Genomic DNA, 15,184 nt, shown 5'->3' with positions numbered 1-15,184 from the left:
ATCAACAAGATAACCTAATTAGAGCTTAATCATTAGGCCTTAATTAGCGAAAATTTAATTATCAAAGCAGATATGCGTAAGACTTTGATGAGACAGAATTGGTGCGGAGTGGTAGTTCAGTTGGTTAGAATACCGGCCTGTCACGCCGGGGGTCGCGGGTTCGAGTCCCGTCCACTCCGCCACTACTTAGAAACCCTAGCTGAAAAGCTGGGGTTTTTGCGTTTAAATCCTCTGCATTTCTTATTTATTCGTATCGCGTGTGCGTCCTGGGGCCGTTACCCAAGGCGACAGAATATGGCTAGCGGCGGTGAAGATGAGATTCTGGGAGTGGATAAGAAGATACAAAAAAGCGCCTTGCGGCGCTTTTAATAGGTTAGGCCATGCCTTGGATGACCACAAACTTTTCAAGGAGTTGATCCTCGGTCTCGATATTATCGGGATCGGTGATAATGCATTTGGAGATCGGGCAAACCGACTGACACGTCGGTTTTTCGTAATGGCCTTTACACTCGGTACATAAATCTGGCTCTATCTCAAAGATCTCTGAACCCATCGAGATGGCCCCGTTGGGACACTCGGGCTCACACATATCGCAGTTTATGCATTTATCGGTGATGAGTAGTGCCATATTACTTACCCGATGGGTTACGTGTATCTTGACCTGATTGTAGGTTACGCATCAGTAGCGCGTACTCTAGATCCATATCAGCGGGCACGGGAATAAACACGAAATGGCCGCTGCCTTTGGCATCGTCGATCGCTTCTGATTTGCGGTTTTCCATCGCTTCTAAGGTGAAATGGACATTGCCGCGTGGCGTCATTAGCTCAAGGCTGTCACCGAGCATAAATTTGTTCTTCACTTCTACTTCAGCCAGATCGCCACGGCGCTTGCCAGTGAATTCGCCGACAAATTGTTGCTGCTCAGAAATCGAGTAACCATAGTCGTAGTTTTGATAGCTATCATGGGTATGACGGCGCAAAAAGCCTTCGGTATAACCGCGATGCGCTAGGTTCTCGAGGGTGCTCATCAGGCTTTCATCGAATGGTTTACCGGCCACAGCATCATCAATCGCTTGGCGATACACCTGTGCTGTGCGTGCGCAATAATAGAAAGACTTAGTGCGACCTTCGATTTTTAGCGAGTGCACGCCCATTTGGGTCAAGCGTTCAACGTGCTGAATGGCACGTAAGTCTTTTGAGTTCATGATATAGGTGCCGTGCTCATCTTCGTACGCGGCCATTAATTCACCCGGACGTCCACCTTCTTCGAGCAATACCACGTCATCGACCGGTTCGCCTTTACCCAGCGTTGGCGTCACTTCTTGGACCTGTACCACTTGACCGGCATCGTCTTCTTTGCCTTGATGGACTTTATAATCCCATCGGCAAGCGTTGGTGCAGGTGCCTTGGTTGGGATCGCGTTTATTGATGTAGCCAGATAGCAAACATCGGCCTGAATAGGCCATACACAATGCACCGTGAACAAAGATCTCAAGCTCCATGTATGGACAGTGCTGGCGAATGTCTTCGATCTCTTCCAACGATAACTCACGCGATAAGATCACACGCTCAATGCCTTGCTGTTGCCAAAACTTGACCGTGGCCCAGTTTATCGCGTTGGCCTGCACTGAAAGGTGTATTGCCATATCGGGGAAGTGCTCACGCACCATCATGATCAGGCCAGGATCAGACATAATCAGCGCGTCAGGCCCCATATCGATGATTGGTGTAAGATCACGAATAAAGGTTTTGAGCTTGGCGTTGTGCGGCTGAATGTTGCAGACCACGTAAAATCGTTTTCCCTGCGCATGGGCTTCGTCGATCCCGATTTTCAGGTTGTCGTGGTTAAACTCATTATTGCGCACACGCAAGCTATAGCGTGGTTGGCCGGCGTAAACGGCGTCAGCCCCGTAGGCGAACGCGTAGCGCATATTCTTTAGGCTACCGGCAGGGGAGAGTAATTCTGGCGTAAACATAATTCCAAGCTTGAGTCTGAGTGTAAGTCAGGCACCTTCAGGATGAAGGTGAGTGTGGGCGCTATTTTACTGTGACATGACCCACACTACCAGCCGTATTTACCTAATCTTTGTAAGGGTTAATACGGTGAATGATTAGTCAGTTTTAAGCCCGCCTAGCGCGGTAAATACGCCATCGAGTAAGGTATCGAGCTCACCACACATGAGTGATAAATCCGCATCAAGGCGTGCAGCGACATCTTCACGATCAATATCGGCATTTTGATCGCGGATTTCCTCAGAAAACTTCAGTCGCTTTAAGCTCAAATCGTCGCCAAGAACAAAGTGAACTTGCTCTTGCCAGTCCATAGACAACTTGGTGACGTGTTTATCTGCCTCCAGGTGCGCCTGAATTTCATTACTGGTGAGATCTTGCTGTTTGCATTTGATCACGCCACCTTCTTCTAGCAGCGCTTTGAGCTCCGCTTCATCACCGAGGTGGAAGCCTTGCGGCACTTGGCCTTGCTTGACCCATTCCGTCATGGCTTGCTCGGCTGGCGTTTCCGTTTCAACCGGTACCACAGGCAAACTACCAATGGATTTACGTAACAGGGCAAGCAGTTCTTCCCCTTTTTTAACGCTTGCTGCATCAACGAGGACCAAGCCTTTATCAGCCATAATCAGCGCGCACATCTGGCTTTGTCGCGTAAACGCGCGTGGCAATAGTTCCATCACCACATCATCTTTTAAGCTGTATTTCTCGCGCTTTTTCAGTCGTTGCCCTTGGGCTTGTTCCATTGCGTCGACTTTTTCTTCCAAGGCATCTTTGATCACCGAAGCAGGTAAGAGCTTCTCTTCTTTACGGGCGCGGATCAGAACATTGTTACCGCTGACATGGGTGAGCATATCGCCGTGTTTACCCAGCGCATGGTCCCAGCCAAATTTTTGCATGTCTTGGCTGCCACACGGGGTAAAATCGAATTCTTTCAGCTGGCTTTCCAACTGTGCAGGATCGAGAGGAATGTCACGGGTGAGACGATAGACGAGTAAATTCTTAAACCAAATCATGGCGAGGCTTTATCCATCCTGTTGTGAGAAAGGCAACATGGTATTGCATTCACTCTCGAATGTCGCTGCAATTAGCGTAGAATTTAACCCTGCTCGCGTGTTATGCGAGACGAACTTGCCGAACTCCTAAATAAAACGGATTATCCCAGCTGTGTTAAAAATCATTCATACCTCCGACTGGCACCTTGGTCATCAGCTTCACGGTTACGATCGTCAATATGAACATCAGGTCTTTCTCGATTGGCTCAAGCAATGCCTCATTGATGAGCAAGCCGATGCGTTGTTGGTGGCTGGTGATGTGTTTGATACGGCGAATCCACCAGCGAGTGCGTGGCGGATGCTATATCGCTTTTTAGCGGATCTGGCAAAGGCGTTGCCACAATTAAATGTGGTGATCACCGGGGGAAATCATGATTCACCTAGCAAACTCGACGCCCCACATGAGCTTCTAAAAGCCTTTGATTTACACTTAATGGGTGCCATTGCCCGTGATCATGAAGGGAGTTTAGACACTGAACGTATGATGGTGCCGATTACCGATAGTACCGGTGAGACGGCCGCATGGGTACTCGCGGTGCCTTTTTTACGCAGTGGTGATTTGCGCACCGAAGGACTCGATGAAGGAGACGACCGTTTGATCGAAGGCGTGCGGGGAATTTACCAGCAAACGGAACAAGCCGGGCGCGAACAACGTACGTCGAGTCAAGCATTGATCGCGATGGGGCATGTTTATATGGCCAGTGGCGAATTATCTGAGATGTCTGAACGGCGTATTCTCGGCGGCAACCAGCACGCTTTGCCCGCAGACATTTTCAGTGACGATGTGGCGTATGTCGCACTGGGCCACCTGCATCTTGCCCAGCAAGTCGCCAAACAAACTCGGATTCGATATAGCGGCTCGCCACTCCCCTTATCACTGTCAGAGCGACACTATCGGCATCAAGTGTTAGCGGTCACCTTAGAAGGCAAGCAACTGCAGACTGTGACGCCTCATTTTGTGCCGCGTGCTGTGGATCTATGGCGGGTGCCTGAAAAGCCCGCGCCACTCGATACTGTATTAGCAAACCTGGCAGCGTTGGCGCCACAAGCGCTGCCGTTAGCACAGCAACCCTTGCTCGATGTGCCTGTGCTATTAGATAAACCGCAGCCGATGTTACGTGAGAAGATTTTAGCCGTGCTTGAGGGTAAGCCTGTACGCCTAGCAAAGATTACCCCGCATTATCGTGAAAAGTCTCAAGACACAGACTTTCGTCAGCAGCGCTTATCCGAGGTTGAACCGTTTCAGGTATTACGTCATGGCTGGCAACAAAAATACCAAGGTGAACCCGATGAGGCTTTGTCAGCGACGTTTTCCCACTTATTGGAGCAATTGGAACAGGATGAGGGCCAATAAATCATGAAAATTCTGGCATTACGTGGCGAGAATCTAGCCAGTATTCAACACCCGTTTGCGTTGGATTTCTCCCAGGGCCCACTCGGTGATAGCGGTTTATTTGCCATCACGGGCAAAACGGGGGCGGGAAAATCGACACTTTTGGATGCCATTTGTTTAGCGCTTTACGACAAGATCCCGCGCTTTCAATCCAATAAAAAACACGATGCCGATATCGGTTTGGGCGATCCGGCAACCCGGGTTAAGGCCAACGATGTGCGTAGCATTTTGTCCCGAGGTAAAGGCGAAGGGTATGCCGAAGTGGATTTTCTCGCCCATGATGGTAGCCGCTGGCGCGCCCATTGGTCTGTGCGTCGAGCCCGCGGTAAGGCGGATGGCCGTATTCAAGCCAGTGAGCACTGGTTAGAAAATTTGACCACGGATCAGCGTATTGCCGGAAAAAAACAAGAAGTACTGAGCGAAATAGAGCGTCTAGTCGGGCTTAGTTATGAGCAGTTCCGTCGCGCGGTAATGTTACCGCAGGGTGATTTCGCCGCTTTTTTAAAAGCCTCGGCAGACGATAGAGCGGCGTTGCTTGAACGCATGACAGGCACTGAAATCTATAGCCGCTTGTCGCAAATGGCCCATGAACGTGCGCGTGATGAAAAAAACGCGTTGGATCAGCTCACCCAGCAGCTCGGAGGTATTCAGCTACTCAGTGATGACGAAGAGCAGCAACTACACCAAGCGCAACAAGCCTGCCAGCAAGATATTCAAACCCAGCAACGTCAACTGAAAAAACTCAATGATTATCGTCAGCAGCACATGCATTTAGCCCAAGCAGAGCAAGGGCTTGGCTCTGCCCAGAAAGCACTGGGTGATGCTATAGAAGCGCGAAAAGGGGTGGCTGCGCGACGAAAAAAACTGGATGACATTGCACGCGTGCAAGTGGCGAGAGACGATTGGCAGGCTTTGCAGACGCATCAATGGCAGCAGCAAGCGTTAACGCAGGATCTTCACTACTTGGCGCGCGAAGAGCGAGCGATAGCCGACGATTATGAGATACAAGCTGCGCACTGGCGAGACGCTAATCGAGGGGTCACAGACGCGGAACAGGCTTGGGCTGAGATAGAGCCTAAAATACGTGAGGCGCAGCAGCTGGATACTCAGTTGGCAGGGTTAGACAGCCAGATGCATGAGCAAAACCTGGCGTTGAATACACAACAGCAAAAGTACCGACAAGCCCAGCAAACGCTAACGCAAACACGTGACAAAGCCCAGCAACAGGCACAGCGGGCCTACGCGTTGGAGATAGACATTGAGCGCTATGGAGACTTTTCCCATATAGCTGAGCACTACCAGCCGGTATTCGATAATCTTCGCCAATACTTAGACTGCCAAGACACTCTGGCCGCGCTGCAAGAGGAATACCAAGCGCGTTACCGCCAACGCCAGCAGTGGACACCACAACGAGAAAAAATCGACCAAGACATTGCGCAGGTGGATGATAGTAGCGCGCAATTGAAAGCCAAGCGTCAAGCGGAAAACCCTGACGCCTTATTCGCTGCACAAGAAGCCGACCAAGCGCGTTATGCCAAACTTCAGCATCAAAAACGGCAACAAGAGGCACTGCTTCATGAGGCGCAAAATTGGCAGTATTGGCAAGAGCGCTGCCAGAACAACCAGGCTGAGTTTGAAAAGCATGACGTGATTTTTCACGACAGCCAAATGCATTTAGAGCGGCTCAAAGAGACGCTAACCCGTGAGCAGGCGCAGGTTGATGAAGCGCAACATAGCTTGCAACAAGCGATGGCGGTTGCGGAGTTAGATGATCATCGTCAAGCGCTGAAAGAGGGCGACCCATGTCCGCTGTGCGGAGCGACTGAGCACCCTTATTTGCATCACGCACCAGCGATTGAAGGCATGATTGCGCAGCAGCAGTCGCGCGTCGAGGCATTACAAACCTCTTATAATCAACACAACGCCGAATACTATTACTGGCAGAAGCAGCATCAACACAGCCAGCATATGTGTGCCGAGCTACGCGAGCAGAGCTTGGTTTGGCAGGCTGAGCGGCAGCAATATGAGCGCGGGTTACGCGACGCAATGGTAGAGCTTGGGTGGCAGTTGGCGCCTGAACAAGCCCTCGATGAGACGTTGAGCGAGATAGAAGCGCACGCAAAACAAACCGATAGCGACTATCACGCTTGTTATCAGACGATCACTGCACGTCAACACCAGTTAGCGCAAATTCAGCAAATGGATGCCGCGTTGAGTGATTTACAACACGCACGAGAACAGCTTGTTGCGCGCCGACATCAACTGGATCAGTCATTGACCGAGTGTGAGACGCGATTGAACGCCATTGATGAACAGTGGCAGCAACAGCACGAGCAGTTGACGCGTGTAAGCCAAGCGCTTGATCAGCAGCTCGGTGCAGGCCAGTGGCTCACAAGCCTGCAACAAGTGGGCGCCGCGCGTTATATTCGCCAAATGGAGCAAAAAATTCAGGGCTATCGTGCGTTGCAGGATGAAAAGGTACTGCTTGCCACGCAAAAACAACAGATAGAAACTGAGTTAGCGTCATTAACACAACAGTGTCAAAGCTTGTCAGAGGATACGCAGGCACGGCAAGCGCAACTGGTTAATTTAGCGCAAGCGCATCAGCAGCGCAGTGCAGCGCGCCAAGCGTTGATCCTCGAGCCGGACTTGATTGCCCTCGAACAGGCGTATAAATCGGCGATCGAGGCGCAAAAGGCTAAGCGTGCGCAGGCTGAGCAAGCGTATAGCCAAGCCAGTGAAAAACGGGCTGGGGTGCAAGCGCGCCAGCAAACCTTGATCCAACAACGGGAAGACACCGCGCAACAGTATCGTGCCAGTGTTAGACGTTGGATCCAATGGCAACCCACGCTAGCAATGCATCAATACGATATCCTCCAAGCCTTATCTTACTCTGAAACTTGGCGAGCCAGTGAGCGTCAAGCGATCAGTGAGGTAGAAGCAGCGTATCAAGAAGCCAAAACGCGCTTAGACGAACGTCAGCAGCAACTGACCCATTGCCAGCAGGCGATTGCCGAGGCACAGGTATGGTTTGATGAACAACAGTTACCGGATGATGATGCCGCCTTGGCCGCCCAACACGACGCCTGGCAACGTGCGCTAGATGAAGCCGAACAGCAGCTATTTACCTTGCGTCACCAATTAACGGAATCAGAGAAGGCCAAACAGCAGGCCGGGTCGCTGACGGAGAAAATTGACGCCCAGCGTAGCCAAACGGAACAGTGGTTAAAACTGGCCGATTTAATTGGCTCGGCCAGCGGCGCTAAATTCCGTAATCTCGCACAATCGCTGACGCTAGGGCAGTTGGTCGAGATTGCGAACGAGCACTTGGCGTCATTATCGCCACGTTATGCGTTACAAACCGTGCCTGATAGCTTACTGGCGCTGCAAGTGGTTGATCATGATATGGGCGATGAAGTACGCAGTGTTGAGTCCTTATCTGGCGGTGAAAGCTTTTTGGTCTCTTTGTCACTGGCGCTTGCGCTAGCATCATTGGCCGCTGATACGCGTCAACTTGGATCGCTATTCATAGATGAAGGCTTTGGTACCCTTGATCCGGAAAGCTTAGAAATGGCACTGGCCTGTTTGGATACCTTACAAGCCGATGGGCGGCAAATTGGGGTAATTTCCCATGTAGGCACACTGGTTGAGCGGATAGGCGCGCAAGTGCGGGTGGATAGCCAAGGTGGAGGTGCAAGCCGTGTCTTGGTCACACATCAAGGTGTTGGCTAGGTCACAGCCTGTTGACACAGGGCGAAAATTGCTCGCGCCGGGTCACAAAAATGTCATAATAAATCCACATAATGGCGCCAGTTAAATGATAACACTAGGTAATTATCATGGTTAGACGGATTCTCGTTGTTGAAGACGAAGCCCCCATTCGCGAGATGCTTTGTTTTGTATTAGAGCAAAAAGGCTATCAAACGGTTGAGGCAGAAGACTACGACTCGGCACTGGCGCAAATATGCGAGCCTTACCCAGAAATGATCCTCATGGATTGGATGTTACCTGGCGGGTCAGGACTCAACCTGATTAAACATTTAAAGCGTGAAGAGCTCACTCGCCAAATTCCAGTGGTGATGTTGACCGCTCGGGGCGAAGAAGAAGACAAAGTACGTGGCCTCGAAGTGGGCGCTGATGATTACATTACCAAGCCTTTTTCACCTAAAGAGTTAATGGCGCGACTTAAAGCGGTCATGCGGAGGGTCTCACCGACCACCTTGGAAGATGTGATTGAAGTACAAGGTTTAAAACTCGACCCTGTCTCACACCGTGTCACGGCGAATGATGAGCCGCTTGATATGGGCCCAACTGAATTCAAACTCCTACACTTCTTTATGACTCACCAAGAGCGTGTCTATAGCCGTGAACAGCTGCTCAACAACGTTTGGGGCACCAATGTTTATGTTGAGGATAGAACGGTTGATGTCCATATTCGCCGCCTGCGAAAGGTGTTAGAGGCGAGTGAGTATGCCAAGTTGGTACAAACCGTGCGCGGGGCGGGGTATCGCTTCTCAACACGTAGCTAACGCCTGCCCTTAGAAGGGATGAGGCAAGATGGAGATGTAATGGTCGAACGACTGTCTTGGAAGAAGCTAGCTTGGGAGCTGGCTTTTTTTTATTTACCTTGGCTCGTAGTGGGCGGATTGTTTGGCGGCCTGCTTTGGTTACTGCTCGGCGCGACAGTGGCGATGTTACTGTGGCATTTACATCAGCAGGTAAAGCTGTCTGACTGGTTATGGAAAGACAAAAGCTTAACGCCACCGTCTGGCACGGGATCGTGGGAGCCTTTGTTCAATGGTATTTATCGCCTGCAAAAGCGTAACCGTCGTCGCCGCAAAGAGCTTGCTAACTTGATTCGCCGTTTCCGTAACGGCGCGGAATCGTTGCCCGATGCGGTAGTGGTATTTGAACGCGATGGTACCATTGTGTGGTGTAATAAACTCGCCCAGGAATTGCTTGGCTTACGGATGCCAGATGATAACGGCCAGCACATTAGTAACCTGATCCGCGTGCCAGAGTTTGTCAGTTATATTGCCAATACAAATTATGACATGGCGCTGGAAATGCGCTCTCATCTTAATAGCGCTCGCACACTCGAATTTCGTACCATGCCTTATGCGGAAGGCGAATATTTGATGGTGGTGCGTGATATCACGCAGTTGAAGCAACTGGAAGGCATGCGACGTAACTTCTTCGCCAATGTTTCGCATGAGCTACGCACCCCGATGACTGTATTGCGCGGTTACTTAGAAATGACGGAAGATCCTGAGATGGTTGTCGGGCCCATGTGGCCGAAAGCGCATGGCGTGATGACAGAGCAATTATCGCGGATGGAATCATTGGTTGAGCAGCTGCTTACTTTGTCTAAGATTGAAGCCGCGGCTAAGCCCGATCTCGATCATCATGTCGACGTTCCCGCGATGCTCGATGTACTGCAAAAAGAGGCGCAGGCGTTAAGTGGTGACAGTGAGCATTTACTTACCTTTGAGGTTGATACGGCGTTGAAAGTCCGAGGTAATGATGATCAGCTGCGTAGCGCGATCTCAAACCTTGTCTATAACGCGGTTAAACATACCCCCGCCCAAGCTGAGATTCAGGTGCGCTGGTATCGGTCGAAAAAAGGGCCGCGTTTAGAGGTCACAGACAGTGGTGAAGGCATCCCGCCGCAACATTTAGACCGATTGACAGAGCGATTTTATCGTGTAGACAAAGCGCGATCGCGAGAAACCGGTGGCAGTGGGCTGGGGTTAGCGATTGTCAAGCACGCGCTGAGCCACCATGACGCTGAGTTGGATATTAAAAGTGAAGTCGGGTAGGTAGCACCTTTGCATTCACGTTGCCGGAGCGCTTAGCATGTTAAAGTGCGTTATCATCGCGGTATGTCTATTTTGGAGCTTGGGTGCATTCAGCCAAACTGACCGTTTGCCGGACTACCAACGTACCAGTGGTGTATCAGGTAACTTAAGCTCTGTGGGCTCTGATACGCTCGGTAACCTCATGGCCGCGTGGACAGATGGGTTTAAACGTTTGCATCCAGGCGTCAACATTCAGTTGCAAAGCTCTGGGTCTGCATCGGCGTCCCCTGCGCTGGTGGAGGGCACCGCACAACTCGGGCCAATGAGCCGTGCGATGCGAGTCAGTGAAGAAAACGCCTTTCAAGCGAGGGTTGGCTACCCACCGACCGCGGTCCCGGTCGCGATTGACGCGATGGCCGTATATGTCCACCAAGATAATCCGCTTCGTGCCATCCGTTTTCAACAGCTTGATGCACTCTTTTCCAGGACGCTATGGTGCGGTGCCAGTGAACCCATCACGACTTGGGGACAACTGGGTCTAACCGGACGTTGGCAGCATCGTGATTTGCAGTTGTTTGGCCGAAATTCGGTATCTGGCACTTATGGCTATTTTAAACAATCAGCGTTGTGTCGCGGGGATTTTCGGGCCGATGTGAATGAGCAGCCAGGCTCAGCGTCGGTGGTGCAGTCGGTGGCTTCCTCTCTCAATGCGATAGGTTATGCGGGGATCGGACACCAAGCGTCTGGTGCTCGTATGCTTGCTATTTCCCACTATGGCGAGAAAGCCTTTCCCCCGACGTGATAAAGCCATCCGAGAAGGTGAGTACCCACTTACACGGCATCTGTATTTGTATATTAATAAAGCTCCGAATCAACCGCTTGCACCTTTAGAAGCGGCGTTTATGCGTTATATTCTCTCTTTGCAGGGGCAAAAAGCAGTGAGCCAGCAAGGATACATCCCATTACCGGCACAAATGGTGCGTGCACAACGACAGGCGCTCGAGCTCGATTAGTCGTGACAGGTCAACACCCAGTTTACTGATTGCCAGTAGTGTTTTTCGGCTTCAAGGTCTGCGGCTAACAACCGGTTATCTTGGAGCCATCCCGTAGGAAAATCGAGCTGCCATGCCCCTTTTTTATCCACATTGAGTGCGATATCGGGCAGTGGCTGATCGTTGCGTTGGGAGTGCAATACACACGCTAAGCGCAAAGCGCAAATCAACGTCTCAATCAGTTTCGGCTTAAACAGCGTGAACTTTTGCATTTCATTAAGCTTTAACGCCTTTCGGTGGAAGCGCGCGAGTGTTGCGAGTACTGTCTGTTGTTCTTGGTTAAAGCCGGGCAAATTGGTATGACGTAAAATATACGCTGAATGCTTGTGGTAACCCGGATAACCAATGCTCAGCCCAACCTCGTGGAGCAGCGCTGCCCAGTTAAGCAACCCGGCGAGCTCGGATTTTTTACTGCCTTTATCGGGTTCTGCTTGCCCATAAAAGTGGGCCGCCGTTTGCTGAACTCGTCGGGCATGACTGAGGTCGATATTGTAGCGCGCCGCCATGTCGTCCGTGGTGCGGCCGCGGATATCTGTGCGTTGAAAACGATCTTCCATCTCATAGAGCAAGCCCTCGCGCAGCGCCCCATCCGAAAAGCGCAGTGACTCGATGGCTAACGCATCAAAGATCCCGGACAAGATAGCTACGCCAGCGGCAAACACAGGCTGTCTATCGACTGACAAGCCCGGTAAATTGATGTGCTCAGTGGTTTTAAATGTAAGCAGCGTTTCAATCAAATTATCCAGGCGTTCGCGAGTAATAATACCATCTTCATCGCCCATGCCGATGATCACCTCGAGGATCGCTTTCACCGTCCCTGAAGCGCCTAGAGCCACTTGCCAGCCCGCTTGTCGGTATTGGCTTGCGAGACTCTCTAGCTTTTGCCGAGTGGCTAACTGCGCTGCCGCAAATTGCTTTGAAGTAATGGTGCCTTTGGGAAAAAAACGTTCATTGTAGCTAACACATCCCATTCGCTTACTATTGACCAGGATCGGATTAAAGTTATCGCCAATGACTAATTCTGTGCTGCCGCCGCCAATATCAATCACCAGTTTACGGCCGATATTTTGTTGGGTGTGTGATACGCCCATATAAATTAAACGCGCTTCTTCCTCACCAGAGATGATCTCAATCGGGTAAGGAAGCACTTGGTTCGCACGCTGGATAAACGTCTCGACATTTCGGGATTGACGCAACGTGTGGGTCGCGGCAATACGGACGTTATCCACGTCAATGCCGTTGAGGCGCTCGGCGAACATGGCTAAACACTCTACGCCTCGATCAATGGCTTCATCGCTAAGACAATGCTGACTGTCTAGCCCTGCCGCGAGTCGGACGCGTTGTTTATGGCGACTGACGATTTGAAGCCCTTCACCGACAACGCGCGCGACGACCATATGGAAACTGTTGGAGCCGAGATCGACAGCGGCAATCTCGCGCGGTTTATCTTTTGACTGGAGGTGTGTCATGTTGCAACTTTTCCGCGTGTTTGAGGGCTTGGCGCTCTATGTGCTTGAGGTAATCATAAGTCTCTATTTGTGAACGGATCTTTTTCTTATTACCGCGTTTAACATAGGCGTTGGACATGGCTTTATCGATGACACGCGCTTTCGCACGATCGGCAAACTGAATTTCCAAGATCGCCATGATGCGATCTTGGAGTTTTGGGTCACGAATAGGGCCCCAACTTCAATACGGTTATCGATATTTCGGGTCATCCAATCGGCAGATGAAATATAGATATCACGTTCACCGCCATTTTCAAAGGCAAACACACGCGGGTGCTCGAGGAAACGATCCACAATGCTGATCGCCTTGATATTTTGACTTACGCCCTTCACCCCAGGTACCAGCGAGCACATGCCGCGTACAATAATTCGAATTTTTACCCCTTCATTGCTGGCTTTGTATAAGAGATTGACTAAGCCTTTATCGACGAGGTTATTCACCTTTAAGGTAATACCAGCTTTGCGTTTGGCGCGTGCATGTTCCATTTCGCGCTCGATCAATTTATACATCCGGCGGCGTGAATTGCGCGGTGATACAATCAGGTGGTTAAATTTCACTGGGCGATAGGGGTTCTCGATAAAGTCGAAGACTTTTCGGATCTCTGATGTCAGCTGCTGATCGGCCGTGAAAAGGGCAAAATCGGTATAGAGCCGTGCTGTTTTCTCATGAAAGTTACCGGTACCAATATGACCATAATCGCGGATGACGCCATTTTCTCGGCGAGATATCAAACATAACTTAGAGTGAATTTTCAGCCCGGGTGTACCAAACACCACTTTGACCCCTGCATCAGTCAATACGCGAGACCATTCAATGTTGGCCTCTTCATCAAACCGCGCTTGAAGCTCGACCACCACGGTGACACGTTTGCCGTTGTTAGCCGCATCGATCATTGAATTGATAATGCGCGAGTTCTTTGCCACACGATACACGTTGATCCGAATGCTGCGCACTTTAGGATCAAACGAGGCTTGTCGCACCAGCTCAGTCATATGCCGGAAGGTATGGTAGGGATAGTAAAGCAGTATGTCGCGCTCACGTATCGCCCGAAACGCATTATTTTGTAGCTGAAAATCGGCACTTTCGAATGGCGGCAGCGGGGGATTTTCCAGGTATTTACGCCCCACATTGGGAAAGCCGATAAAATCACGAAAGTTATGATAGCGCGCTCCGGGCAATACACTGTCATAATCAGAAATCTTTAATACCTGGATGAGCTTGCTCACCATTTCAGGTGGCATATCACGCTGATAAACAAATCTCACAGGAAGGGCGGTTAAGCGTTGGTCCAAACTTTCCGACATGTTTTCGAGCAGGCTATGCTCGACTTCGTTGGTCAAATCATATTCGGCGTCACGGGTCATTTTCATTGCGTAAGCGTCGACAGTGTCGTAGTCGAACAAGCCACTAAATATTTGGTCAACACATAGACGAATAATATTGTCCAATAAGATGATGGTCTTACGCTGGCGCTTCCCCTTGGGCTCAGGCACTTTGACGAACCGGTCCAAGTCGTCAGTGGGGATCTCAATCAAGGCATATTTGGGCTCTTCTCCGGCTTTTTTTAGCTGGACGGCCAAATAGGAATACGCGTCTTTCAAAAAACTTAAAACATCGACGTCCTTGTTGAGCATAATTGGCGTAATGTAAGGCAAGATATTGCTGCGAAAGTAGCGTTTAAGCCATTGGGCTTGGTGTTCGGACAGTTGCCGCTCATTGACCAAAAAGATATTGCGGCGTGCCATCTCAAGCAATATATCATTATAAAGATGATCGAAGTCTTGATTGAGCTTGACGACTTTAGCCTGAATTTTACTGAGTAACGCCTTGGCGTTACTATCCACTCCTCGCTCTTCGTCGATAATGATACGGCGTTTCACATCGGCAAACCGTACTTGATAAAACTCATCAAGATTGGATGAGAAAATACCTAAAAAGCGAACACGCTCTATAATCGGCACGCTTTTGTCTGCGGCCTCCTGCAGCACGCGCTCGTTGAAGGATAGCCAGCTCAGTTCTTTGTCGACATGATGGGAGTCTAAAGTCATAGCGTGTGAGAAAATCCTGTTCTACTGAATAAGATGGCTGTCAAATAGACTCTCAAAGAGTCAGGCAGCATTTCAAGGGCTTCGTGTAATACGCTGATATTGGACACGCTTTTCAGAAGCGTATTCAGTTTGTTGATAGGTGAATAACAAGGTGCTTCATGCGCGATCCTTACGGCGATTGTTCAATCAATTATTGAGGTCGTTCAAGGTCTTGTCTATGCTTCACAACACTAAACTCACGAAAGTGTGCCCAATATCAACTTTGGCCAGCCTAAAGCCCATTTGTTGCATATTTATTGCGTACCGCTCAGTGACGTATCGT

7 protein-coding genes, 1 tRNA gene and 3 pseudogenes are annotated in these 15,184 nt (G+C 50.3%); 6 read left to right on the top strand and 5 right to left on the bottom strand.

Translation table 11 applies throughout. The annotated features are described in order from the left end of the window. Nucleotides 1–105: 105 nt before the first annotated feature. Nucleotides 106–182 (top strand) — tRNA-Asp (locus DZ54_RS0108380). 191 nt (nt 183–373) lie between these two features. On the opposite strand, the gene DZ54_RS0108375 is transcribed toward DZ54_RS0108380, so the two are convergent. The 3 genes from DZ54_RS0108375 to rdgC form a co-directional block, all read right to left on the bottom strand. After that, complete coding sequence (locus DZ54_RS0108375) at nt 374–628, bottom strand: YfhL family 4Fe-4S dicluster ferredoxin (RefSeq protein WP_025673744.1); 255 nt, start codon at nt 626–628, stop codon at nt 374–376. A gap of 1 nt (nt 629) precedes the next feature. After that, the gene (gene trhP / locus DZ54_RS0108370; protein ID WP_025673743.1) at nt 630–1,976 is read right to left on the bottom strand and encodes a prephenate-dependent tRNA uridine(34) hydroxylase TrhP; all 1,347 of its coding nucleotides are present in this window, start codon (nt 1,974–1,976) and stop codon (nt 630–632) included. A gap of 135 nt (nt 1,977–2,111) precedes the next feature. Continuing rightward, the gene (gene rdgC / locus DZ54_RS0108365) at nt 2,112–3,020 is read right to left on the bottom strand and encodes a recombination-associated protein RdgC (RefSeq protein WP_025673742.1); all 909 of its coding nucleotides are present in this window, start codon (nt 3,018–3,020) and stop codon (nt 2,112–2,114) included. Nucleotides 3,021–3,174: 154 nt separating this feature from the next. Between rdgC and DZ54_RS0108360 the strand changes: the two genes are divergently transcribed. The 5 genes and pseudogenes from DZ54_RS0108360 (at nt 3,175) to DZ54_RS20190 (ending at nt 11,266) form a co-directional block, all read left to right on the top strand. Then, nucleotides 3,175–4,416 (top strand): exonuclease SbcCD subunit D C-terminal domain-containing protein, encoded by a 1,242-nt coding sequence (locus DZ54_RS0108360; protein ID WP_025673741.1) that lies wholly within the window; start codon nt 3,175–3,177, stop codon nt 4,414–4,416. Nucleotides 4,417–4,419: 3 nt separating this feature from the next. After that, the gene (locus DZ54_RS0108355; RefSeq protein WP_025673740.1) at nt 4,420–8,187 is read left to right on the top strand and encodes an AAA family ATPase; all 3,768 of its coding nucleotides are present in this window, start codon (nt 4,420–4,422) and stop codon (nt 8,185–8,187) included. A gap of 107 nt (nt 8,188–8,294) precedes the next feature. Further along, a complete protein-coding gene (gene phoB, locus DZ54_RS0108350) occupies nt 8,295–8,984 on the top strand; it encodes a phosphate regulon transcriptional regulator PhoB (RefSeq protein WP_025673739.1) in 690 nt (229 codons plus the stop codon). Between the two features lie 39 nt (nt 8,985–9,023). Then, nucleotides 9,024–10,318, top strand: a pseudogene (phoR, locus tag DZ54_RS20195) (phosphate regulon sensor histidine kinase PhoR). Beyond that, nucleotides 10,312–11,266 (top strand): annotated as a pseudogene (locus DZ54_RS20190) (PstS family phosphate ABC transporter substrate-binding protein). Before phoR ends, DZ54_RS20190 begins: the two co-directional pseudogenes overlap by 7 nt. Here the strand turns inward: DZ54_RS20190 and ppx are convergent. Beyond that, nucleotides 11,263–12,774 (bottom strand): exopolyphosphatase, encoded by a 1,512-nt coding sequence (gene ppx, locus DZ54_RS0108335; protein ID WP_025673738.1) that lies wholly within the window; start codon nt 12,772–12,774, stop codon nt 11,263–11,265. The pseudogene DZ54_RS20190 and the gene ppx sit on opposite strands and share 4 nt — an antisense overlap. Next, nucleotides 12,749–14,862 (bottom strand): annotated as a pseudogene (ppk1, locus tag DZ54_RS20185) (polyphosphate kinase 1). Before ppk1 ends, ppx begins: the two are co-directional and overlap by 26 nt. Between the last annotated feature and the right edge of the window lie 322 nt (nt 14,863–15,184).

This window comes from Salinivibrio socompensis S35, from assembly GCF_000513715.1.
Taxonomy (GTDB): domain Bacteria; phylum Pseudomonadota; class Gammaproteobacteria; order Enterobacterales; family Vibrionaceae; genus Salinivibrio; species Salinivibrio socompensis.
This window is presented reverse-complemented; position numbering and strand designations above follow the sequence as displayed.